This window comes from Petrotoga sp. 8T1HF07.NaAc.6.1 (assembly GCF_016772115.1).
GTDB lineage: Bacteria > Thermotogota > Thermotogae > Petrotogales > Petrotogaceae > Petrotoga > Petrotoga mobilis.
Genome location: NZ_AUPG01000004.1, coordinates 19,854 through 43,499 on the forward strand (window position 1 = coordinate 19,854; position 23,646 = coordinate 43,499).

Annotated in this window: 22 protein-coding genes, 2 tRNA genes and 1 pseudogene; 13 read left to right on the plus strand and 12 right to left on the minus strand. The window is 34.2% G+C overall.

Translation table 11 applies throughout. The features are described from left to right. Nucleotides 1-48: 48 nt before the first annotated feature. The 4 genes from NAAC61_RS03640 (at nt 49) to NAAC61_RS03655 (ending at nt 3,068) form a co-directional block, all read left to right on the plus strand. On the plus strand, nt 49-1,080 hold the full coding sequence (locus NAAC61_RS03640; RefSeq protein WP_121515542.1) for an AfsR/SARP family transcriptional regulator: 1,032 nt from the start codon (nt 49-51) through the stop codon (nt 1,078-1,080). A 12-nt stretch (nt 1,081-1,092) separates the two neighbouring features. After that, on the plus strand, nt 1,093-2,808 hold the full coding sequence (locus tag NAAC61_RS03645) for a diguanylate cyclase (protein ID WP_103065807.1): 1,716 nt from the start codon (nt 1,093-1,095) through the stop codon (nt 2,806-2,808). 69 nt (nt 2,809-2,877) lie between these two features. Next, a tRNA-Ser gene (locus NAAC61_RS03650) sits at nt 2,878-2,967 on the plus strand. A 24-nt stretch (nt 2,968-2,991) separates the two neighbouring features. Continuing rightward, a tRNA-Arg gene (locus NAAC61_RS03655) sits at nt 2,992-3,068 on the plus strand. Nucleotides 3,069-3,113: 45 nt separating this feature from the next. On the opposite strand, the gene rpmB is transcribed toward NAAC61_RS03655, so the two are convergent. The 12 genes from rpmB to NAAC61_RS03710 all read right to left on the minus strand — a co-directional run bounded on the left by rpmB (nt 3,114) and on the right by NAAC61_RS03710 (nt 13,407). Beyond that, nucleotides 3,114-3,305, minus strand: coding sequence for a 50S ribosomal protein L28 (rpmB, locus tag NAAC61_RS03660; protein ID WP_012209619.1), 192 nt, complete (start codon nt 3,303-3,305; stop codon nt 3,114-3,116). A 145-nt stretch (nt 3,306-3,450) separates the two neighbouring features. Then, nucleotides 3,451-3,843: a chemotaxis protein CheX gene (locus NAAC61_RS03665; protein ID WP_237729740.1), complete on the minus strand. Its 393-nt coding sequence runs from the start codon at nt 3,841-3,843 to the stop codon at nt 3,451-3,453. Between the two features lie 96 nt (nt 3,844-3,939). Next, the gene (gene cysS, locus NAAC61_RS03670; protein WP_369973694.1) at nt 3,940-5,331 is read right to left on the minus strand and encodes a cysteine--tRNA ligase; all 1,392 of its coding nucleotides are present in this window, start codon (nt 5,329-5,331) and stop codon (nt 3,940-3,942) included. A 14-nt stretch (nt 5,332-5,345) separates the two neighbouring features. Beyond that, entirely contained in the window at nt 5,346-6,812 is a 1,467-nt protein-coding gene (gltX, locus tag NAAC61_RS03675; RefSeq protein ID WP_012209616.1) for a glutamate--tRNA ligase, read from the minus strand. Nucleotides 6,813-6,842: 30 nt separating this feature from the next. After that, nucleotides 6,843-7,373, minus strand: coding sequence for an NUDIX domain-containing protein (locus NAAC61_RS03680; protein ID WP_012209615.1), 531 nt, complete (start codon nt 7,371-7,373; stop codon nt 6,843-6,845). 340 nt (nt 7,374-7,713) lie between these two features. Beyond that, nucleotides 7,714-8,112 (minus strand): cytidine deaminase, encoded by a 399-nt coding sequence (gene cdd, locus NAAC61_RS03685; protein ID WP_012209614.1) that lies wholly within the window; start codon nt 8,110-8,112, stop codon nt 7,714-7,716. After that, entirely contained in the window at nt 8,105-9,451 is a 1,347-nt protein-coding gene (locus NAAC61_RS03690) for a hemolysin family protein (RefSeq protein ID WP_012209613.1), read from the minus strand. Before NAAC61_RS03690 ends, cdd begins: the two co-directional genes overlap by 8 nt. A gap of 17 nt (nt 9,452-9,468) precedes the next feature. After that, nucleotides 9,469-10,053 carry a YitT family protein gene (locus tag NAAC61_RS10995; RefSeq protein WP_337919693.1) on the minus strand — a complete coding sequence of 195 codons (585 nt, stop codon included), beginning with the start codon at nt 10,051-10,053 and terminating at the stop codon, nt 9,469-9,471. Further along, entirely contained in the window at nt 9,966-10,364 is a 399-nt protein-coding gene (locus tag NAAC61_RS11000; RefSeq protein ID WP_273542569.1) for a YitT family protein, read from the minus strand. Before NAAC61_RS11000 ends, NAAC61_RS10995 begins: the two co-directional genes overlap by 88 nt. A 22-nt stretch (nt 10,365-10,386) precedes the next feature. Continuing rightward, nucleotides 10,387-11,523, minus strand: coding sequence for a molecular chaperone DnaJ (dnaJ, locus tag NAAC61_RS03700; RefSeq protein WP_121515548.1), 1,137 nt, complete (start codon nt 11,521-11,523; stop codon nt 10,387-10,389). Continuing rightward, nucleotides 11,523-12,227 carry a nucleotide exchange factor GrpE gene (locus NAAC61_RS03705; RefSeq protein WP_202695305.1) on the minus strand — a complete coding sequence of 235 codons (705 nt, stop codon included), beginning with the start codon at nt 12,225-12,227 and terminating at the stop codon, nt 11,523-11,525. The genes dnaJ and NAAC61_RS03705 overlap by 1 nt, the downstream gene beginning before the upstream one ends. Before the next feature lie 220 nt (nt 12,228-12,447). Next, nucleotides 12,448-13,407 (minus strand): HTH domain-containing protein, encoded by a 960-nt coding sequence (locus NAAC61_RS03710; RefSeq protein WP_202695306.1) that lies wholly within the window; start codon nt 13,405-13,407, stop codon nt 12,448-12,450. 111 nt (nt 13,408-13,518) lie between these two features. Here NAAC61_RS03710 and NAAC61_RS03715 point away from each other — a divergent pair, with 111 nt between their 5' ends. From NAAC61_RS03715 to NAAC61_RS03755, 9 genes and pseudogenes are all read left to right on the plus strand, one after another. Continuing rightward, nucleotides 13,519-15,021, plus strand: coding sequence for a UDP-N-acetylmuramoyl-L-alanyl-D-glutamate--2,6-diaminopimelate ligase (locus NAAC61_RS03715; protein ID WP_202695307.1), 1,503 nt, complete (start codon nt 13,519-13,521; stop codon nt 15,019-15,021). Between the two features lie 2 nt (nt 15,022-15,023). Next, nucleotides 15,024-16,313, plus strand: coding sequence for a UDP-N-acetylmuramoyl-tripeptide--D-alanyl-D-alanine ligase (gene murF / locus NAAC61_RS03720; protein ID WP_202695308.1), 1,290 nt, complete (start codon nt 15,024-15,026; stop codon nt 16,311-16,313). Beyond that, nucleotides 16,301-17,245 (plus strand): phospho-N-acetylmuramoyl-pentapeptide-transferase, encoded by a 945-nt coding sequence (gene mraY, locus NAAC61_RS03725; protein WP_202695309.1) that lies wholly within the window; start codon nt 16,301-16,303, stop codon nt 17,243-17,245. Before murF ends, mraY begins: the two co-directional genes overlap by 13 nt. Next, entirely contained in the window at nt 17,242-17,475 is a 234-nt protein-coding gene (locus NAAC61_RS03730; RefSeq protein WP_202695310.1) for a hypothetical protein, read from the plus strand. The genes mraY and NAAC61_RS03730 overlap by 4 nt, the downstream gene beginning before the upstream one ends. A 14-nt stretch (nt 17,476-17,489) precedes the next feature. After that, the gene (gene murD, locus NAAC61_RS03735) at nt 17,490-18,536 is read left to right on the plus strand and encodes a UDP-N-acetylmuramoyl-L-alanine--D-glutamate ligase (RefSeq protein WP_337919694.1); all 1,047 of its coding nucleotides are present in this window, start codon (nt 17,490-17,492) and stop codon (nt 18,534-18,536) included. 364 nt (nt 18,537-18,900) lie between these two features. Further along, nucleotides 18,901-20,247, plus strand: a complete 1,347-nt coding sequence (gene rlmD, locus NAAC61_RS03740; protein WP_202695311.1) for a 23S rRNA (uracil(1939)-C(5))-methyltransferase RlmD — start codon at nt 18,901-18,903, stop codon at nt 20,245-20,247. A 12-nt stretch (nt 20,248-20,259) separates the two neighbouring features. Beyond that, nucleotides 20,260-21,418, plus strand: a pseudogene (gene aspC, locus NAAC61_RS03745) (aspartate aminotransferase). Beyond that, nucleotides 21,415-22,776: a GlmL-related ornithine degradation protein gene (locus tag NAAC61_RS03750; protein WP_202695312.1), complete on the plus strand. Its 1,362-nt coding sequence runs from the start codon at nt 21,415-21,417 to the stop codon at nt 22,774-22,776. Before aspC ends, NAAC61_RS03750 begins: the two are co-directional and overlap by 4 nt. Then, nucleotides 22,773-23,636, plus strand: a complete 864-nt coding sequence (locus tag NAAC61_RS03755; protein WP_202695313.1) for a deoxyribonuclease IV — start codon at nt 22,773-22,775, stop codon at nt 23,634-23,636. The genes NAAC61_RS03750 and NAAC61_RS03755 overlap by 4 nt, the downstream gene beginning before the upstream one ends. The last annotated feature ends 10 nt before the right edge of the window (nt 23,637-23,646 follow it).

The window sequence follows — 23,646 nt, forward strand, 5'->3', positions numbered from 1 at the left end:
CGAAAGTGCTAAAATATTAATGGATTGATTATTAAAGGAGCATACCTTATGTTAAATATTTATATGTTAGGGGATTTTCAAATTTTTCTTGATGACAATCCAATAGAAAATTTAAAGTCAAGAAAAGCTAGAGAAATTCTAAAATATCTTATTCTCAACAGAGGCCAAAAGGTTTCCGTTTTTGATTTGTACGATCTCTTTTGGCCCGGTTTCGACGATGAAAGTGCCAGACAAAATTTAAATACCACACTCTATTATATTAGAAAAAATTTAGGACTTAGTAGCGATGAATTAACTCTACAAGAGGATTTTTGCACGTTTTCAAAATCAAAAGACATATATATAGATTTTGAAGAATTTTTAGCCTTAAGCGATGAAGGGTTTAAAGAGAAAGAAATCAATAGACGTTTGTTTTTATTCTCAAAGGCGGTTAGTTTATACAAAGGTGAGTTATTACAAGAAAACGTTCACGAAGAATGGGTAAGAGAAAAAAGGGAATATTTAAAACGTATATACGTTGATATGTTAATTGAAATGGGCAATATTCACCAAAAAATGAATAACCCAATAGATGCGCATTATTATTTTCAAAAAGCTTTTTATTATTCACAAAGAGAAGATAGTTGGTTAAGATTGATTAAATTCTACACAGAAAACAATGAACTTGAAAAAGCTAGAGGTTTATTCAACGAATACAAAGATATTTTTGGTCATGCAAAAGAATTTCCATTCTCTCCACCCAGCGCGAATAATGGAGAATTAACAGCATTTTACGAAAAAAATGGTAACCTTTTGTCGTCAGAATTATTTGATATAGTTCTTGAACTTGAGAAAATTAAAAGAGATAAAGATCACCTATTAGTGGAGATTAAAATGCATTCTTCTTTTGACGACAAATTAATTAATGAAATAAAAAAGATCGTCAGGCAAGAAGATTTAATAAGTTATAATTCTCAAGATATATATATTTTATTTCGAGGAATTAAAAACCTTTCTGATAGTAGAGAGATTGTTGTTAAAAAGATCAATAATCTTTTAAATGAAAAAGGTTTCACATATTCTATAGTTAAAGTAGAATAAGGATGATAAGGGGTGAATGAAATTAACGAGAACTACGAAAAACTTACAGGGGTAGAGAAAGACTTCATACTGTCTCAACTTCAAAAAAAGTTAGAAGAATCAAAAAACGAAACCTTCGAATTTAACGAAGAGAACTTTCCTTCTTACATTCTAGATGACTTGAACGACCTCATACTTATTATGGATTGTTTTAGAAAAATTGTTTTTGTCAACAAAAAGATAAATAATTTCGGTTTTTCAAAAAAAGATTTTATCGGTAAAGATGTCATAACTTTTTTTGAGGTTCACGTTAAGAAACAGATCGAATATTTCTTTAGAAGGCAAAATCAGAACAAGTTGTTGATTTTTAAATCATACTTTCCCAACGGAAATGGAGAAAAAATACCTATTGAATTCAAATTAGAAACCTTTCATATAAACGATGAAAACCTTTACATATTAATTGGAAAGGATTTAAGCGAAAGTGAAAAATACAAAAAAGAGATTGAAATCATTCAAAAAAACCAAGAAATTATTCTAAAAGCTTTAGAAGTTTCTCAAATAGGAATTTGGGAATGGGATGTAAACTGTGGTAAATTCAGTTATGACGAAAGATACAAAGAAATCTTAGGAACCAATACAGACCCTTTTGAAGGCAAATGGAGCAAATTTGAAGAGTCGATCAATAAGGAAGATACTGAAACATTAATAAAAAATATAAGAGAACATTTTTTAACCAAAGCAAGTAAATTTGAAGGAACGTACCGCATAAAAGATGTGAACAATAATGATAAATGGTTTCTTTCAAGGGGTAAAGTTTTAGAACGAAACAAGTTTGGGCTGCCTTTGAATATGGTTGGAGCTTATTTAGAAATAACTGAAAACAAGAAGAAAGTCGACGAAATGAAGAAAGAGAAAGATTTTATTGAAAAAGTCGTTGAAAACATGGGACAAGGTCTGGTTTTATTAGATTTTGATTTAGAGGTTAAATATGCTAATAAATCATTCTACAAAATGGTTGAGTTTGATGACGGAATTTTAGATTTGAAAAAAGTTTTAGATCAAAGGGATTGGGAAAGTTTTAATGAAAATATGAAAAATTTAAAAAGAAGCACCAATAATGCAATTTCTTTCGAATCTAACTTAGTTACGAAAAGCGGTGACAAAGTCCCAGTTTTAATAACGGGTGTAACGTATGAAGAAGTTGATGTGAGTAGAATTATCTTGGTCATAACAGACATTACTGAAAAGAAAAAACTTGAAGAAATACTTAAAAAATACGCAACTTTCGATGATTTAACTGGTTCTTACAACAGAAGAGCGGGTTTTTATGCTTTAGAAAAATATTTTCAACTTGCCAAAAGAAGACAAGAGCCTTTGTCTGTTGTTTTTATTGATATTGACAATCTTAAATACATAAACGACAATTACGGCCACGATGCAGGAGATTACATTCTAAGAAAGGTAACTGATGTTTTAAAAAATACCTTAAGAGAATCAGATTTGATAATACGAGTAGGTGGGGACGAATTCGTTTTAGGCCTTCCAAATGCGGAAGAAATCGATGTTCACAAAATTTTTCAAAGAATTTTAAGGCAACTCAAAGAGGTAAAAGTGGATGGTAATGTGAGGATTAATTTAAGTTACGGTGTTTCGGAATATAAAGATTTTCAAAAGGATATAAACCTTGAATCATTAATAAAAGAAGCTGATAATAAGATGTATGAGATGAAAAAAGCTAAGAAATGAAATGTTTCCTTGACAGGTGAGAATATCAATGCTATAATATTTCAGGGTTGAATAAGAAACAAAAATCACGGAGAGGTGGCCGAGTGGCCGAAGGCGCTTGCCTGCTAAGCAAGTGTAGAGGTGACTCTACCGAGGGTTCGAATCCCTCCCTCTCCGCCATTTTTTATCAATTATTGTTATAAAGTGCCTGTAGCTCAATTGGATAGAGCGTTGGACTGCGGATCCGGAGGTTGCCGGTTCAAATCCGGCCAGGCACGCCAAATTATGCAAAATAAAATCGGTCTTCTTTTAGACCGATTTTTTACTTAAGCTTTTTGAACTTTTCCTGATTTTAAACATTTCGTACAAACATACATTCTTCTTACTGTACCTTCGTCTGTTACTACTCTTATCTTTTGAAGATTGGGCTTCCATACCCTTCTTGTTGTTACTTTTGATTTAGCAACGGTGTTTCCTGTTGCAGGACTTTTTCCGCAAATTTCACATTTTCTAGCCATCTATATTCCTCCTTAGCCTATACTCTTTTTTCATCTTCAGGAATTTTGAAACTTAATAAGTTACACTTTTTAAAGCTCACAACAAAGATTACCCTTCAACTATAACTTTTTTGTGAAAGTGGGCGAATTTTTCCTCTGAAAAATTTTAGTTCGTTTCTCTGTAAATAAAGTACAAATCCATCTCGTTGTCGCCAGAAACGTAAACTGGAAATTCTATTATGACACCTTTAGAATTCACTTTTACAATCTTACCAGTAAATACGGACGGAGGTGTTACAATTATATTATAACCATATTTTTCAAGATTAGTACCAATGGATCCAGAAACCATGTTACCTAGTTCCCCTATTGCACTAATCGCCATATCATTAATTTCATCTATTTTCATAATACCATCCATCATGTTGTTGACTATATCCTTCGCGACATTCTCGGAAAAAGAATAAAGAATGTTCCCTTCAAGTTCACCGGTAAAACCAATATTAGTAATCACATCATAGTGTTTTTCAATTTCTTTAACGACATATGGCTTTTGCAATTGTATATCCATCTTTGTGATTATCTTAAAGGTGTTTTTGAGGGAGGCGAGTACTGAGTTTATAATATTAACGTCTATTTGAGAACACCTCCAGTTCTAAGACCATTTTGTTCCTTCAGGGGTATCTTTTATTTCTATGCCAATTTTGCTTAAGTTATCCCGTATATAGTCTGAAAGATTGTATAACTTTTCTTCTCTAAGAGCAGATCTTACGTTTAGAATGATTTCCATTAGTTGATTTAATTCTACATTGTTCTTCTGTATTTGTTCGTTAGTTTCAAAAACCCCCAGGACACTCCCGTAAATATTTCTTATTATATAATAATTATTTTTTATTGTTTCTTCATCACGTGAATTTAACGCTTTGTTTAAATCTCTTGATAATTCGAAAATTCTTGCCACAACTGATGGTGTATCAAAATCATTCGAAAGGCTACTAATGAGATACTCCTCTTGCTCTTTAAAATAATTCATTTTCTGAGGATAAGGGACTTTCCCGTTAAAGAAAGTTTCAGCCTCATTCAAAGATTCTTTAACTCTATTAACTGATACCTCTTGGTTACGAAGCAATTCTTCACTTACATCTATAGGTATACGATAGTGCTTGCTGAGTATAAAAATTTTTAAGACATCCGAATCAAACTTTTTCAAAAGGTCTCTTAAATACCAGACGTTCCCCAAAGATTTTGACATCTTATCTTGTGCCATACGAATCATTCCGTTGTGCATCCAGTATTTTGCAAAATCCTTACCACTTTTTGCTATAGCTTGGGCTCTTTCGTTCTCGTGATGAGGAAAGATGAGATCGTTACCTCCCGCATGAATATCGAAGGTTTCGCCTAATATTTCAGACGACATAACAGAACATTCTATGTGCCACCCTGGGCGACCTTTTCCCCATGGACTTTCCCAAAATGGTTCCCCTTCTTTTGAAGCCTTCCATAGGGCAAAGTCCAAAGGATTTTTTTTGTATTCGGAGACTTCTACCCTAACCCCTACTTTCATATCTTCAATCTTTCTGTGGGATAACTCTCCATATCTTGAAAATTTTCCCACTTCAAAGTAAACATCTCCATTTTCAGCCTTATAAGCATAGCCTTTTTCTTCAAGTTCCTTTATGTAAGAAATAATTTCATCAACATAGTTGGTAGTTTTTGGGTGGAAATTAAAAGCCCTAGCTTTAAGAGCCGTCATATCTCTCCAGTATTCAATTATATATCTTTTCCCTACCTCTTCGAAAGGTAAGTTCTCTTTTTTTGCTTGTTCGATGATCTTATCGTCTATATCAGTGAAGTTCTGTACTAATGTAACTTTGTAACCAATATATTCCAAAAAACGTCTAAAGGCATCGAATATTATAATAGGTCTTGCATTGCCAATGTGTAACAAGTTGTAGACTGTTGGTCCACAAAGATAAATCTTTATTTCGCCTTCTTTCACCGGTACTAAATCAACTACTTGTCCACTTAAAGTATCGTATATTTTAATTGTAGGAAATCTTTTCAAATCTCGATCACCCTTTGAAGTCTTTCCAAAACAGTATTCCTACCTAATAAAAATATCGTATTTATCAAATCGGGTCCATGAAATGAATCCGTTAAAATTTTTCTTAAAGACATGTAAAATGGTTTCTTTTGAGGATTGGCTTCGTTCATAGCATTCTTTAAATTCTCTGTTATAGTTTGTGTATCCCATCTGTCATCTTCATTGAAATACTTATAAATCAAGTTGATAGCTTCTTTTACTCCTCTTTTATCAAAGTATTCTTTAAATTCAGGATCGTTTGTATCTGGATAAACATCTTTTAAAAAAACTTCCATTTTTTCAGGTATTTCGCTCAATATTTCAACAGAAGAAAGAATAGTTTCTAAAGCTTTAATAACCCATTTTTTGTTTACTTCATATTGTTCTTTGCTTAGAAGTTTTGATCCAGTCACAAAAGGTTCTGCAAGTTGATAGATTTCTTCCAAAGGCTTATTTCTTAGATACTGCCCATTCATCCATTTTAATTTTTTCTCATCGAATATTGCAGGGCTTGAATTGACTCTATCCAAAGTAAAATTATCAATTATTTCAGAGAGAGGCAATATTTCCTTACCCTCAGGATGAGACCAACCAAGCAGTGCCAGATAATTGTCAACAGCTTCAGGCAAATATCCTTGAACCATAAACTCTTCGACAGAGGTAGCTCCATGTCTTTTGGATAATTTTTTGCCATCTGGTCCCAAGATCATTGAAACATGTGCAAATATTGGGGGTTCCACCTCAAAAGCCTCATAAATCGCCATTTGTCGCAAAGTATTTGGTAAATGATCGTCCCCCCTGATAACATGGGTGATTTTCATTTCGATATCGTCTACAACGACAGCAAAATTATATGTAGGTATACCATTACTTCTTAAAATTATAAAATCACCAATAGAACCTTTCTTAAAGATAACTTTACCCTTTATTTTATCATCGAGTTCATAATCTTTCTGAGGCATCTTCAAAAAAATAACGGGTTTTAACCCTTTGTAATTGTACTCTTCAATTCTTTCCTTTGTGTTGTACTTTGAAATCAAATCATAGGTATAATGTGGCGGTTTACCTTCGCTTATTAACTGGTTTTTTACTTCTTCTATTTCTTCTGGTGAGATATATGCCTCGTATGCTTTACCTTTTTCTATTAGTTCCTTTGCTCTTCGCTGATAGATTTCTAACCTTTCACTTTGGCGATAAGGTTCATAATCTCCGCCAATTATAGGTCCTTCATCCCAATTCAAATTCAACCATTTTAGAGTGTTTATAAGTTGATCTTCAGATTCTTTTGTTGAACGTTCTATGTCTGTATCTTCGATTCTTAAGATAAATTTTCCTTCATTTTTTTTGGAAAAGAGATAATTAAAAAGTGCCGTTCTAGCTCCACCAACGTGGAGATATCCTGTTGGACTTGGTGCAAACCTTGTTCTTACAGTATTTGAGATCATTGTTTAGTCCTCCAAAATTTTTTGATTTTATTAAAGTAGCAAATATTTGTAGAAAGCACAAATACTTTTCGAATCGGTAATTTCGCCTTTTTTTATCATCTCTTTCATTTCATCTGTGGTTACTTTTAAGATTTCAACAAACTCGTCATCGTCAGGATTGACTCCTACTTCAGTTAATTCTTTTGCTAAATATAAATATATTTTTTCGTTTGAAAAACCCGGGGTTGTGTATATGTATCCTAATTCAATCCATTTATTTGCTTGCTTCCCTATTTCTTCTGCTAATTCCCTTTTACCGCATTCCAAAGGGTCCTCATTGGGGGAATCAAACTTTCCTGCAGGTATTTCTATTAATACTTTTCTTATTGGGAATCTGTATTGTTTAACAAGATAGATGTTCCCTTCATCATCTACCGGCAATATCGCTACTGCCCCCGGATGGTTGACAACTTCTCTGGTTGAAGTGTTTTTATTGGGCAATTCAACGTGGTATTTTTCTAGATCTAAGATTTTCCCTCTAAAGATCACTTCTTTTGATAATTCTTTTTCTATTAAATCCATTTTTAGTTAAACTCCTATATTTTGATTTTGGTGTTTTTAGAAACACAAAAACTTTATAATAGCGCCCTTTCACCCCGCTCCCCACCCTTCTAAGGAGGGACCTGCGGTCCCTAACCCCTTTAACATTAAGGGGGTTCCCCCTTAAAAACCCCAAATTCAAGGTCAAAATTATTTAAAAAAATGGTTTGCATACTGCAGCAAGCAGGCTCCGCCCTGGAACCCATTTTAAAATCAAAATCTTATTTTTGAAAGATGCGCCCGCTTCCCAAGCATAAGGAAAAATAGAAGACTTAGTCTCAACTCCTACTAGCCTACTTTATGAAACGGATGTTTAGATCTTTCACAGATCTTTGGGGCTAAAGGCATTTGGTAGTAACTCACTTACCCTTGTTTTTTCTATTTTCCCCTTCGTATTTGCTAGATAAACGTCGAAATCTCCGAACTCAGCCATTACTTGCCTACATGCCCCACATGGTTTTACAGGTGCCTCTCCTTCTGCAACGACTAACATGGCTTTGAATTCACGTTTGCCCTTGGCAACAGCAGAAAATATTGCGTTCCTTTCGGCACATATAGATAACCCATAAGAAGCATTTTCTACGTTACAACCTGAAAATATTTCTCCATCATCTGATAACAAACATGCTCCAACCTTAAAATTAGAATAAGGGGCATATGCATTTTCTCTTGCTTTCATAGCTTCTTCATACAATTTTTCAACAATAGTTTTATCATTCATCTTTCTCTTTACCAGTCCCTTCTTGGTTTTCTGTTTGCATTTTTGGATGTACAGTTATTTTAACTTTATCTATCTTATTGATAGTTACGGAAACAATTTCGAATTCAATATTTTCAATATAATATATTTCTCCAGGTTTAGGAAATCTTTTGAACCTTTCAAGTAAAAATCCACCAATGGTTTCAAACTCAGTTTCTGGAAATTCTATGTCCAACTCTCTTTCAACGTCATTAATTGGTGTTGTGCCATCAACTAGTATAACATTTTCTGCTACTCTTATTATATTAGTTTCATCGCTGTAGTCATCGTACTCATCAAAAATTTCTCCGGTCATTTCTTCTATTATATCTTCTAAAGTAACTAATCCAGCGGTTCCTCCATATTCATCAACAACTATAGCCATATGTGTATGATTATTCAAAAACAGCCTAAAAACATCTCTTATTTTCATCGTTATGGGTACAAAGAATGGTTTATGCATAATTTCTACAACTCTTAATTTTTGCAGTTTGGTAAAATCTTTTACCTCATCGAGTTTTTTGAAAATATCTTTTGCGTAAACTATGCCAATTACATTGTCCAACGTTTCCTTGAAAACAGGAATCCTCGAGTACCCCTCTTCATTTATTATCTTTATCAACTCTTCCATGGTTTTTGTATCTTCAATCGCTAATATATCAACTCTTGGAGTCATAATTTCTTTGACAGATGTATCCTTCATCTCTAGACTTCTTTGCATCAGGTACTTTTCACTTTTCTCAATTACCCCTTCTTCATGCCCTATGTCCAAGTAAGAAATTATTTCGTCCTCTGTGATTAATGGTGGAGCATTGGTAATGGTCTCGCCACCAAACAGCTTAATAAAAACGTTTGTAATGTTTACAAGCAACCACACTACAGGTGTTAATAGTTGATTTAAAAAATAGATTGTAAAAAAGGCAAAATTAAAGTATTTCTCTCTATTTTCTCTTGCATATACCTTGGGTGTTATTTCTCCAAAAATCAATATCAATAGGGTCATTATAGCTGTTACTAAACCAATGGCACCACTATGAGAAGAGGGCATTAAACTAACTGCAAAAGCTGTCGCCGTAGATGTAGCTAAGATATTTACAAGGTTGTTCATTATAAGTATGGTTGTTAAATAATGATTCGGATTCTCAACAAAATGTTGGTATTTTTTCCTTTTTTTCTCATTTTTTTCTTCATCGATCAGTTCCCTTATCCTGTATCTCCCTATTGTAGTCAAAGCAGTTTCAGATCCTGAAAAAAAAGCAGACAAAGATAAAAGAACAACCAGTAATATTAATGAGCCCCACAAACCACCGGGGTCATCCACTTTCCATCATCTCCTTGTTAAGATATTTTTTTGAAACCATATCCTATAGCTTCACTATTTGGCAAAATAACCATGAAAGCACTGCTATCTCTTTCTTTTACAATGTTCTTAAGTAAACCTATCTCTGACCTGGAAATGGTTACCATTACAATATTTTTTTCTTGATTAGTGTAACTACCAACTCCTTTTAAAAAGGTGACTCCTCTATCTAATTTGTTATATATATCTTCTTTAATTTTATCATAATGATCGCTGATAATCAAAACTGTTCTTGTTGATTCAAATCCTTCTATCACCCCATCTATAGTCCTGGCAGTTACAAAAATTGCTATTATTCCATACATTGGTAATAAAGGACTGATTAATATGGAAGATGCGGTTATAACAGTATCAGCAATCATAAGACCCGTACCCACACTTAAAGAGAAATACTTGTTGAAAATCATTGCAATTATATCTGTTCCACCGGTAGTTGCACCTTTCCATATAACTAAACCCATGCCAAATCCAGCTATCAGGCTCCGTAAAATGCAGCCAATAAGCTCATTTCTAGACCAGCGTTTCCTGTTTCTCTCATCAATGAAGGAATGAGTTGATCCCAGCCTAAACCATGTTGAAAAAAATCAGTGGAAAAGGAAAGCAAAGCAGCCGAATAAATGCTCTTTATTCCAAAACCTATTCCTAGTAACCAAAACCCTAAAAAGAACAAAATCAAATTATAAGCGAACATTTGTACCCCTACCCACCAACCAAAAAAATTGTTTAATATTATAGCCAATCCGCTAACCCCACCAGCAATAATATTGTAAGGGATCATGAAAAGAACTAGCCCTATAGCCGTTATCAAAGTACCGACCGTAATAATTATATAATCTTTGATAACTATTTTTTGATCAGAGATATTAAATTTCAATCTTCATACCCCCCAAGATGAATTATTCAACGTTTGTTTCTTCCAAAAGTTGACTAAGGATCTTCCGCTCTTTTCTCGATGGTTTGTTGATTTTTACGTTTATTTTGACATATAAATCTCCTCTTTTACCTCCACCAAATTCTGGAAGTCCCATATTTTTAAACCGTAAAATTGTCCCAGGGTTGGTTCCTTCTGGCAACTCTTCTTCTATATCTCCTTCTAACGTGGGAATTTTTACGGTTCCTCCCAAAACTGCTTTCAAATAATTTATTGTGATCTCTGTTTCTAAATCTGCTCCTTTTCTGATAAACCTTTCATGCGGAAGAACTCTTACTTGAACAATTAAATCACCATTTGGACCTCCGTTCTTACCTGCATTTCCTTTATCTCTTATTCTCATGGTATAGTTATCTGGAACTCCTGCAGGTATCGTAATTTCCATTCGTTCTTTTTTCAAAACTTTTCCGCTACCACCGCAGTAAGGGCATCTACGGTTGACTATTCTGCCTTCTCCGTTACACGTTGGACATGTATAAGTCCTTACAAAACTTCCAAAAAAACTTCTTTGTTCCTCTCTAATAACTCCTCTTCCGTTACACCTTGGACAAGTTTCAAAACTGGTGCCGTTTTCTGCCCCGGTACCATGACAGTGCTGACATACTTCGTACCTGTTGTATTCGACAATTTTCTTAACATCATAAATAATCTCTTCCAATTTTAAACTGATTACTACATTAATATCCTCTCCACGTTCTTTGACTACGTTTCTTCGCCTAGAGGAAGATCTACTACCGCTTCCTTCAGTACCAAAAATCATATCAAAAAAGTCCGAAACGGTGCCTCCACCAAAACCTTCTCCGAATATATCTCCAAAAATATCACCCATGCCACCGCCTGGATTACTTTGCCCTGTATAGGCGGTTCCTTCTTCTGGTACGAAGCCGAATCTATCGTACACTTTCCTTTTTTGTGGATCACTTAAAACTTCGTAAGCCTCCTGAATTTCTTTAAATTTGCGCTCTGCTTCTTCTTTATTTTCAATGTGTCTATCAGGATGCCATTCTTTGACTTTTTGTCTATAGGCTTTTTTTATTTCTTCCTGTGATGCGTTTCTATCTACTCCCAAGATTTTGTAATAATCTTTTCTTTCCGCCATAATTATTTGTCACCTTCTTTTGAGTCGATCCCTTCCGCAGTTTGTTCGTCAGAATCAACATTTTCGTCACAAGGGTTTTTCTTGTCTTCAACTTTTTCCTTGACCCCTTTCGGGGCGTCTTCCTTCGGTTTAACAGCCACTATAACCCTTGCTGGTTTTATTACTTCACCTTCTAATTTGTACCCGATGGTTTGGACATCGTATATACAGTATTCACTCACTTCTTTTGTTTCAAACTTGTCAACAACATCATGTTCGAATGGATCAAATTGATCCCCTTTTTGTGGAACTATAAAATTCATTTTCAAGGAGTCAAAGACTTTCAACATATCTTTGTAAACCATCTCAACAGCAGAAACAAATTCAGGTTCATCTTTGTAATTCAAAGAAAGATTCAACTTTTCAAATGGGACGAGTAATTTTTCTATTATCATTTTTGTTGTGTTCAATTTTATCTGCTTTTTTTCTTTCTCCACTAAATTTTTGTAATCTTCAAATTTAGTTTTAAGATATATAGAATACTCTTTAAATTCATCTCTTTCTTTTTCTAGATTTTTCAACTCGTGTTTTAACTCATTATTTTCTTTTTCTAATTCTTCTAATTTCTCTTTCAACGATTCGATATCTTCCTGACTTAATTCTTTTTCTTTTATTTCTTTTTGTTCCTCTTGTTCTGTTATTTCTTCAGTTTTTTTTCTTTCTTCCATTTCAAAAAAACACCTCCTAAAAACTGATCATTACTATTTTTAAGTTTGCGCCCTTTCACCAACCGTTAAGGGGCAAGCCCCTTAAAAACCCCGAATTCAAAGTCAAAATCATTTAAAAACATCGTTTGTATACTACAACAAACTAAGTCTATAAACAAAATTATATACTAATTTCATAAATTTTTTGATATAATCTCTGAGAGTCTCGAAATATACTCTCTCAAAAATAGTAATTTTTTTCATAATTACAGTATTTTTGAGTTATAAACAGCACCCTACCAAGGGGATCGGCATTTAATTTGTAAGTAGTGTAGAAAAATACCATTTTTTTCAGAGCTTTAGAGTTTAAATCTTCTCCAAACAATATTTCTATATCATCAGTGAAATCTAAAAGTTTAAATATTCCTTCTTTGATTGTATCATTTTCAACCATAGAAGCCAACGCTTCTATAGCTTCCAAGTCTGGGATAGATTGAGAGATGATTTTTTCCAAACCACTTATAATATATTTTTTTCTGTTGAACTCAGATGTTAGATGCCCTAAAATCTCTATGAAATTAGTCACCCTTAGATCTTCTGTTTCAAATTTTGGAGCTGAAAGAAACATGAAAAGTGAATGAAAAGACTTGCCAACAAGACCGTTATTCAAAATATTTTCCAATTCCTTTGAAGGTGGCAAACCATATATTTCAACCGTCCTGGATACAGCTAAGCCTAAATTTGTTAAAATAGTAATGACGTTATTTGTCTCCATTAAGGGAGTAACAGTCACCCTTGTTATATATACATACTTTGGATTAGGATATTCAAAAATCACCAAACCTTCCAAAGTATTGGATATTAGTTCACTCAAGCTTTGAAACATAAGATTTAAATCATAAAATTTGTACTTTTTTGGAATATCAATATGTGTATCCTCTTGGTTGTAGGCGTCTTTTATCATTTGAAAATAGATCTTCAAAGCAGAATCTGTAGGAATTCTTCCACCGCTTGAGTGTTGTTGATAAATGTATCCTAATTTTTGAAGTTTTTGCATATCGTTTCTGATAGTGGCGCTACTGGCTTTTATATTTGAGTTTTCCAAAACTTCGTCTGAGCTAACTGGTTTATCGTTTTTTAGGTATAATTCAACAATAGTTTTTAGAATTTCTTTTTGTCTATCGTGTAGCACCTTAGCCATTTTATCACTCCCGCATATTAAGTGCTAATAATATGATACCAGGTCTTATATACATTGTCAAATATATTAATTTACCACATTGTAACAACTAACATTTAGGAGGCAGTATTAATGAGAATCCCTTCAAACAAACTACTACAATTTTTAAACGGTAATATAAAAAAGAAAGTAATCAAAAATGAGATATTGAATATAGCAGATATCAAAGACAACAGTGAAAATGTTGAAAAAGACGATATTTTCATCGCTTTCAAAGGTTCCCGCTTCGATGGTCATGATTTTATTCTTTCAGCATTTGATAAAGGTGCTTCATTAATAATTGCTCAAGACGAAGAAAAAATTCCAACAAATGATTCTCTGCAATACATAATCGTAGACGATATTAAAAAGGCTGCTGCCGATTTATCTCACAAATTATTCGACATCTCTCCAGATGATTTTAAAATACTTGGAGTAACCGGCACCAATGGCAAATCTACAACGGTATCTCTAGTTCATCACATCTTACAAAAATCAGATAAGGACTCGACGTTAATAAGTACCGTAGAAATTAAAATAAAAGACGAGGTAGTTAAGGAACCATACAACACCACTCCCAGTATTTTAGAGTTGTCCAAAATATTAAAAAACAGCAAAGAAAATAATATTAAATTTATTAACATGGAAGTATCGTCTCATGCGATCCATCAAAGAAGAATTGAAGGCGTTAAATTCGATATCATATCTTTCACAAACATCACAAGGGATCATTTGGACTATCATAAAGATTTTGAAGAATACAAAAGTATCAAGTTATCCCTGATGAACTATTTAAAAGATGAAGGAAAAATAGTAATAAATCTCGACAGATTGAACAAAGACGACTTCGTAAAAAGTGGAAAAGAAGTTATCACCTATGGATTTAAAAAAAACGCAGACTTTGTGATAGAAAATTACGAACAAACGCTTCAACAAATGAAATTCACGATCAAGACAAAGGAACACAAAAATTATGAAATACGATCCCACTTGATTGGAAAGTTCAACGTTTACAATATAACAAATGCCTTTGTAATAGCAACCCTATTCGGGCTGGATCCTGAGAAAATCATCTACCCCATTTCCACATTTAAAGGTGTCTCTGGAAGGTTCCAAATCGTTCCCAACAGTCAATCGTTGGGATTTGTTGCGGTTATCGATTTTGCACACACTCCTGATGCACTTAACGAGGTATTAAAAACCGCTTCTTCAATAACTGAAGGAAGGATAATCACTGTATTTGGAGCCGGTGGAAACGCAGACCAAGGAAAACGAATGTTGATGGGACAGGTAGTAAGTGAGAATTCAGACGTTATAGTTCTCACCAACGATGATCCAAAAGATGAAGACCCCAACCAAATAATAGAAGATGTATCAAAAGGTATAGACAAAAATAAACATTTTATTGTGATACCTGATAGAGAAACCGCCATCGACACAGCCTTACGATTTGCCAACAAAGGGGACATGGTAATCATAGCGGGAAGAGGTCATGAAAAATACCAACTCTTCGCCCACGGAAAAAAGGTTGAGTTTAACGACTATGAAGTAACAAAAAAACTAATCAACAAAATAAAAAGGAGTTCGGGAAGGTAGTGTTGGAACGGTTAAAATATAAAAGCCATAATTTCCAAATTGATTCTCGAAAAGTCAATAAAGGTGATGTGTTTTTATGTTTAAAGGGCGAAAAAACGGATGGGCATCTTTTTATAAACGACGCGTTGAAAAACGGGGCGTCTTACGTAGTTGTTGAAAAAGATGTTGCTGGTTTTCCAACAGAAAAAATAATCAAAGTCAACAGTGTCCTAGAAGAAATGCTTATCTCTGCTTCAACACTAATCAATGAAAACTCTAAATTAAAGATCGGTATAACAGGGTCCACCGGCAAAACCACCACGAAAGAATGCTTGTACTATTTGTTGTTAACTTATTTCAAAACCTTTAGAAACGAGATGAACTTGAATACGGAGATAGGAATACCCTTATCGATTTTAAACAACTATAACAACGAAGAAACCGTCATACTAGAAGAGGGGCTTAGAAAAAAAGGAGATCTTGAATTTTTATCAAAATACTTTAAATTAGACGTTGCTATCATAACAAACGTAGGTGCTTCACATCTGGAATTTTTAGATTCTTTAGAAACGGTAGCTAAAGAAAAGATGAAAATAACAAGTAGCATGGATAAAGGGGTTTTGATAATCAATGGAGACTACTCGATATTAAAAGAATTGGCACCAAAGCATCTGAACCAGCTAACCTTTGGAACCAAAGATGAAAACGATGCTGTTTTACAAAGCTTCGAGTACAATGAGAACCACACCACAACTGTTTACGCCAAAATTTTTAAAGAAGATTTCATGGTAACGCTGAACAATTATTGGAGCGAAGGTCAGATATTAGACTTACTTTCAGGGTTGTTGTTTTTGAGATTCATCGATTTACCAATCGACCCGTACTATTTATCACAAATCAACATCCCTCAAGACCGTTTTCAAACCATAAAACGAGGAAATCTTCTAATAGTGAACGACTCATACAACGCATCGTACGAATCTTTCAAAAGTGCTTTTAACAGCATAAGTAAGTTGAATCTTTCTCCTAAAATTATCATAATGGGAGAAATAAAAGAACTCGGAAAATACACCGAAGAATACCATATTAAAGTTATAAAAGAAGCCTTAAATGTCTTTGACCAAATTTATTTCTATGATCCACAGGAAAATTTTACTTATCTATCAAACGATAAAGTTACCTTCTTTAAAGAGCTAAAAAAAATTGACGAAATAATATCAAACACCACCAAAGGAGTGATCTATATAAAAGGATCGAACGCTACAGGAATAAACAAATACCTCAAGGAAAGTGACTTAATTTGGAAAGACTGATATTTTATATCACTTTAATAACTTTTATTGTTCTACTTTTTCTCTACCCATTATTCATAAAATGGTTAAAAAAAAGGCAATTCGGACAGTATATCAGAAAAGAAGGACCGGATCTTCACAATTACAAGCAAGGAACCCCTACAATGGGTGGAATTTTATTCGTTTTCGCTATTTTTTTTCTGAGTATACTGACTTACTTCATCCAAAAAGAAGATTTATTCCTGATAATTGGAGTAGCTACTTTACTTTTTGGATTCATAGGATTTCTGGATGACTATCTGAGTATAAAAAAGAAAGACTCAACTGGATTAACAGCGATACAAAAATTATTAATGCAATTCTTATTCTCTATACTCATAGTATATCTCATATCAATACTCAATCCCCATTCGATATTGAAAATACCTTTCACAACTAAAAGCTTAGACCTAAAATTCTTTTATCCACTGTGGGGGATAGTATACCTAACAGGTATGTCCAACGCAACAAACTTAACTGACGGAATAGACGGACTGTCAGCAGGAACTTATGCGATATCAGCACTATTCACCGCACTGATTACAGGTATGAATTTTAATCACATCTCCATATTGATTTTGCCTGTAATAGCGTATCTATTTTACAATATAAAACCAGCAAAAATATTTATGGGAGACACCGGATCTTTAGCTTTAGGGGGGATATTAGGTTCTATAGCATTATATTATTCCGTGGAACTTTTCACCATTTTAACTTGTTTTATATTTATTACGGAGATGTTTAGCGTTATAATACAAGTAGGAAGTTTCAAACTACGAAAAAAAAGAGTCTTTTTAATGGCTCCAATTCATCATCATTTTGAATTAAAAAAATGGAGTGAAGAACAAATCGTTCTAACGTTCTGGACTATAAACTTTTTAACTGGAATAGTCGCACTAGGAGGAGTTCTGTGAAGATATGCCTTGTAGGATACGGTAAGAGTAACACAGATTTACTAACGAAGCTTTTAGAAACGAACCATCAAATCTTCGTCAGTCAAGACAAAGATTTTAAAGAAAGCGATGAAATATACTTTAAGAAAAACAACATTCAATATGAAACCAACCACAATGACCTTTTAAAAAACTGTGATTTGGCTATCGTAAGCCTGGTATCCCACCAAAAAGTAAGGCTGCTAAAATAATATTTGAAAACAATATCGATTACACTACAGAATTAGAGTATTCATGGGAAAGTATAAAAAAAGTAAACCAAAAAGCTGTTTTTATTGGAATAACAGGAACCGACGGGAAATCAACCACCACCTCTTTAATAGGCCATATATTAAAATTCGCAGATCCTTTAACCTTTGTAGGGGGTAACATTGGAGTTCCCTTAGCTCAAGCAGCAGAAACTTTAAACTATTACGTAGTTGAAGTTAGTTCTTTTCAAATATTCTGGTCAAAAACGTTTACTCCTGAAATATCTGTATTAACGAACTTAGCACCCGATCATCTAAACTGGCATAAAGACTTGAATGATTACTATCAAACCAAAGCAAACTTATTGTTAAGAACCCTCAAATCAGGAGGAGTAACGGTTATCAACGAAGATGCTGTAAATCTTTTAAACCTAAAAGATTATCAAGCAAGTGAAAGGATTATAACGTTTTCTAAAAACATGATTGAAGGCAATTACATTAAATACAAAGATAAAAAGATACAAGTCAACAACAAAATGTTTGAACTGGACATCTTCAAAGAAGACATCTTGGCATCAGCAGTGACGACGTTAAATCTTGGGATCTCTGAAAAAGTTATCGAAGAAGCAATAAACTCATTTAAACCACTAAAGTATAGGTTGGAACTGATAAAAAGCAAAAACGGAGTCAATTATTACAACGATTCAAAAGCAACCAACGTTCACTCCGCATACAACGCTTATAAAAGTTTCAGAGGAATGCGTTATATAGCAATCCTAAGTGGAATCCCTAAAAATGAAGACTTAACACCATTAATCGAAGAACTTAAAACCTACGCCAAAGCTGTAATGGTATTCGGAGAAATGGAAAAAGAAGTCAAAAAATACCCCTTGAATTCTAAATTTATCTTCAAAAATAATTTAGAAGAAGTATTCTTATACCTAAGTGAAATATGTGAAGTAGGAGACAATGTGGTATTTTCACCAGCGGGAGCAAGCTTTGATAAGTACAAAAATTATGAAGAAAGAGGGGAACATTTCAATTCATTGGTAGAAAAATCATAAATGGTCGTGCTGTAAATTCAAGGGTTAACGGCAAAGCTCTTCCCTTCCTTAAAAGGGCGGGCTGCGGGGCAAGGGGTAAAACCTTTTGCTTTTCCTTATGGGTTACTGCAGGGTCTAAGGGGCCGCAGGCCCCATCCTTACGGGTGAGGCGCGGGGGAAGGGCGCAAATATAAATAGAATAAATAACTTTAAAAAGGTTACAGGGCGAAGCTGAACCTAACTCCTTATGGGTGGGGTGCGGGGGAAGGGCGCAAATATAAATAGAATAAATAACTTTAAAAGGGTCACAGGGCGAAGCCCTCCCACCCAGCCTGGTGAAAGGGCGCTAATAAAGACAATAATTCCACATCTTGGAGGCATTTAGATGGATAATGATAAAGAAGAAGTAAAAATCGTCATTGAAAAGTTAGTCTACGGTGGATACGGCATGGCACGTTATGCCGATAAAATCTACATGGTAAACAACGTTTACCCTGGAGAATTTGTCTCGGTTATTCCAACAAGAACGAATAAAAATTTAGTATTCGCAGATCTGAAAGAAATTCTACAACCATCCCATCAAAGGATATCCTCCAAATGCAAGCACTTCCCCGAGTGTGGGGGTTGCCAATGGCTCGATTATGATTATAAATCCCAACTAAAATCAAAAACAGAGATAGTAAAAGAACAGTTAGAAAGAATCGGAAAGTTAGATAGCTCCCTTGTTAATGACATAATCGAAAGCGATTTGATTTGGGGTTACAGAAACAGAATGGAATATGCCTTTCAGAAAAATAATAAATTAAAATTAGGTTTAAATATCGCCAATTCAAATAATGTTCTTGATATCTACTCATGCCCAATCTCACCAAACTTATTCGATAACATAAGAAATAAATTCAGAGAACTAGTTAACAAATTGAATATCGAAATATACGACAAAAAGACAAAAAAAGGTATCTTGAAACACTTAGTCATTCGAAGATCATTTTCCAAAAATCAAACGATGGTAATTATAGTTACCAACACAGAATATTTACCTTACGAAGAAGAGATAAAACAGTTTTTTCAACAGAATTTCCAGCCCTATTCACTGATACACTTGATGAACAGTTCGGATAGCGTTGTACTAAGAGGTCCTTACAAAACGCTTCTCGGTGAAGGAGTATTAAATGAGGAGTTTGATGATTTTAAATTCCAAATTCCACCAACCTCCTTTTTTCAAAACAACTACAACGTCACACAAAAGCTATTAAGGCACATATTAGAATATTTCAAAAACAACACACAAAAAGATGACACTATGTTAGACTTATACTCTGGTGTTGGCTTATTCTCAATATACTTTTCACCACTCTTTAAACACATAGAATCCGTTGAAACCTCCAAAATTTCAGTAAAGGCTGCAATTTCAAATTCTCATATAAATTTTATTAAAAACGTTAATTTCATCCTAGCAAGCTCGAAACCGTATCTCATGAAAAATTCTGATAAAAGATTTGACTATGTCATCTTAGATCCCCCAAGAAAAGGACTGGAAAAGGAAGAGATCCATTTACTTTCTTCTATGGCAACAAAAGGGATTATCTATATATCCTGTGACCCTTCAACATTTGCCAGAGATCTAAATCTTTTTACAAAAAATGGATTCACTTTAAAATCGGTTCAACCTTTTGATATGTTTCCACACTCATACCATATCGAAAACGTTGGCATTTTAGAAAAAAACTGAGAGGAGGCTTCTATGGAATTTTCTGCTAAAATAGAATCAATTCAACCATCTGCAACTATCGAGTTAAACTCAAAAGCATTAGAACTACAAAGCAAAGGGTACGAAATAGTCAGATTGACAGCTGGAGAACCTGATTTTGATACTCCTCAGCCTATAATTAACGCAGCTTACCAAGCCATGAAAGAAGGGAAAACCAAATACACCGACAACAAAGGAATAAAAGAACTCAGACAAAAGATAGCTCAATATATAAATAAAAAATACTCAACTAATTACAATGAGAACAATGTAATCGTAACTAATGGGGGAAAACAAGCACTATTTAACTCACTCTTTTTGATAACAAACCCAGGCGATGAAATAATCGTTATTGATCCATCTTGGGTCAGTTACGACGCACAAATCAGAATGGTTGGCGGAATCCCCGTTCACGTTAAAACTACGAAAGAAAATAACTACATCCCCGAAGAAACAATGTTGGAAAAAGCTATAACCAAAAAAAACAAAAGCGATTATAATTAATTCTCCCAACAACCCAACAGGTGTGGTTTACGATAAAGAGTTTTTGAGTTTTATCTCAAATCTATCCATCGAACATGACCTTATCATCTTAAGTGATGAGGTATACGATGCCCTTGTCTACGATGGTAGTTACTCTTCTATGGCAACTTTCGAAGAATCAAGAGATAGAACAATATTGATAAACAGTTTTTCAAAAACGTGGTCAATGACAGGATGGAGAGTGGGATATACTATTGCCAGTGAAAAACTCATAACTCAGATGGCTAAGATTCAATCTCACTCCACTTCTAATGTGAACACACCCTCTCAATATGCTGCACTCAAAGCCTTAGAAATAGACAATTCTTACATGATAGAAGAATTCAAAAAAAGAAGGGACTACTTGTACGATGAATTCAAAAAACTCGGTTTAACATTTGACAAACCTAAAGGTGCCTTCTATTATTTTATCGACATATCAAACTATGGATTGAACGATAAAGAATTCTGTGAAAAATTACTCGAATATGGTTTGGCAGTAGTCCCAGGTTCGGCTTTCTTTTCTGATGGGCACATTAGACTTTCTTTTGCAGCCTCTATGAATGATTTACAAAAGGCGGTTGAAATACTTAAAAAGTTCCTAATGGATTTGGAGAAGGAAAAAGTATGAAAATTGATTTATTAGTAGCTGAGATAGGAAGTACAACAACGGTGATTACAGCTTACCAGCTCATCGAAAAAAACGTTGAAATAATAGCTCAAACAGAAAGTTACACGACCATAGACAAAGGTGATGTAACCATTGGAATAGAAAAGGCACTAAAAAATATGGAAGAAAAAGTTAAAGATAAAATAAGTTGGGAAAAATTTTTAGCAACCTCTTCCGCCGCCGGTGGGCTAAGTATGACAGTCCATGGACTGGTATACGATATGACAGTCAGGGCAGCGAAAGAAGCAGCTTTAGGCGCTGGGGCTATTTTAAAATACATCACATCCGGCAAACTTAGAGAAACCCATTTGAAGCAAATTTTAAAGATTAAGCCAAAATTGATTCTCTTATCAGGCGGGGTTGATTACGGAGAAGAAGAAACCGTTCTTTACAATGCTGAATTACTCTCTAACTTGCCTTTAGACATCCCCATAATATACGCAGGAAACACTGCTGTAAAAGAAGAAATAGAAGAAATCTTCAAAGAAAAGAACAAAAATATAATCATAACAGAAAACGTCTATCCTAAAATAGATCACCTCAACGTTGAACCGGCAAGAAAAATAATCCAAGAAGTTTTCTCAAAACACATAATTCATGCCCCAGGTATGGAAAAAATCTATGATGTAGTGGATGAAGAAGTCATTCCTACCCCTGCGGCTGTTATGAACACCACAGAATTATTAAATGAACTGTATGGAGATGTTCTAACAGTTGACATTGGAGGAGCCACCACGGATATAGATTCCGTTACCGACGGCTCACCAGAAATTCAAAAGATTTTGGTATCTCCACAACCCCGTTCCAAAAGAACGGTAGATGGAGACATGGGAATATACGTAAACGCACATAACGTAGTTGAAATGATAGGCAAAGAACAAATAAAAAAGGACTTTGAAAACTACGAAGAGATACTAAAAAATATATCCCCGTATCCACAAAACGACGAACAAGAAAAATTTGCAGCATACCTGGCAAAATTTTGTTTCTTAACGTCCCTAAAAAGACACGCCGGAAGAATTGATTACATCTTTACTCCCACCGGAAGAAAAAAGGTGGCTCAAGGAAAAGATTTAACCGCTGTAAAAACTATCTTTGGCACCGGAGGAATACTATCAAGGTCGAAATACAAAAAGGAGATATTTGAAAGCCTTAAGCAGCTAAAAAACTCAGAAGATTTACTACTACCACCAAAAGACGTAACCTTCGCCTACGACAAAAATTACATATTCGCAAACATTGGTGTTATCGCAAACCTAGACAAAGAAATAGCAAAGAAAATACTGCAAAATGATATAGAATGGAGTGAAAAAAAATGATAAAAATCGGCGCACATATGAAAATCTCAAAAGGCTTCAAAAAAGTCCCTCCTGACACAGCAAACATCGGAGGCAACACCTTTCAAATCTTCACAAGTTCACCACGGGTTTGGAAAGTAAACCCACCAAAAGAAAACGACGTAGAAGGCTTCAAAAACGCAATGAACGAATTCAACATAAACTTTGAAGACGTCTTAGTTCATTCAAGCTACTTAATAAACCTCGCCTCTCCAAAAGACGACATCAGAGAAAAATCCATAAACGCAATGATAGAAGAAATAAAAGCCACAGACCAATTAGGAATACTTCACTACAACTTCCACCCAGGAAGCCATTTAGGTGAAGGAGAAGAATTCGGCATAAACAAAATATTAGAGGGATTAGATATCATCTTCAAAGAAGTTCAGAATACAAAAGTAACTATCTTGCTCGAAAACGTCGCTCAAAAGGGTTCAAACATAGGATACTCCATGGAACAATTGGGAAGAATAATAAATAACTCACCATGGAAAGAAAGATTAGGCATAACCTACGATACCTGCCATGGATTCGACTCAAACTATGACATAAGAAAAAAAGAAGAGGTACAAAGGTTATTAGACGAAATTGACAAATACATTGGCCTAAATAAACTAAAAATGATTCATCTAAACGACTCAAAATATGACGTGGGCGCAGCTAAAGACCGACACGAATTTATAGGCAAAGGATACATAGGAAAAGAAGGATTTAAAACCTTCCTCTCTTTCGATGAAATATCTAAACTACCTCTGATCCTTGAAACCCCTGGAGATGATCCAGAGCATAGTCAAGATATAAAAGTAGTAAAAGAGATCTTCAAGGAATTAGGAAAGCTTTAAAAAATACCCC

What these genes read in the sequence shown, in the direction of transcription:
- NAAC61_RS03640 (WP_121515542.1), top strand. Translation starts at nt 49, where the DNA reads ATGTTAAATATTTATATGTTAGGGGATTTTCAAATTTTTCTTGATGAC.
- rpmB (WP_012209619.1), bottom strand. Translation starts at nt 3,305, where the DNA reads ATGGCTAGAAAATGTGAAATTTGCGGAAAAAGTCCTGCAACAGGAAAC.
- gltX (WP_012209616.1), bottom strand. Translation starts at nt 6,812, where the DNA reads ATGATCTCAAATACTGTAAGAACAAGGTTTGCACCAAGTCCAACAGGA.
- NAAC61_RS03680 (WP_012209615.1), bottom strand. Translation starts at nt 7,373, where the DNA reads ATGGATTTAATAGAAAAAGAATTATCAAAAGAAGTGATCTTTAGAGGG.
- cdd (WP_012209614.1), bottom strand. Translation starts at nt 8,112, where the DNA reads ATGAATGATAAAACTATTGTTGAAAAATTGTATGAAGAAGCTATGAAA.
- NAAC61_RS03705 (WP_202695305.1), bottom strand. Translation starts at nt 12,227, where the DNA reads ATGGAAGAAAGAAAAAAAACTGAAGAAATAACAGAACAAGAGGAACAA.
- NAAC61_RS03710 (WP_202695306.1), bottom strand. Translation starts at nt 13,407, where the DNA reads ATGGCTAAGGTGCTACACGATAGACAAAAAGAAATTCTAAAAACTATT.
- NAAC61_RS03715 (WP_202695307.1), top strand. Translation starts at nt 13,519, where the DNA reads ATGAGAATCCCTTCAAACAAACTACTACAATTTTTAAACGGTAATATA.
- rlmD (WP_202695311.1), top strand. Translation starts at nt 18,901, where the DNA reads ATGGATAATGATAAAGAAGAAGTAAAAATCGTCATTGAAAAGTTAGTC.
- NAAC61_RS03750 (WP_202695312.1), top strand. Translation starts at nt 21,415, where the DNA reads ATGAAAATTGATTTATTAGTAGCTGAGATAGGAAGTACAACAACGGTG.
- NAAC61_RS03755 (WP_202695313.1), top strand. Translation starts at nt 22,773, where the DNA reads ATGATAAAAATCGGCGCACATATGAAAATCTCAAAAGGCTTCAAAAAA.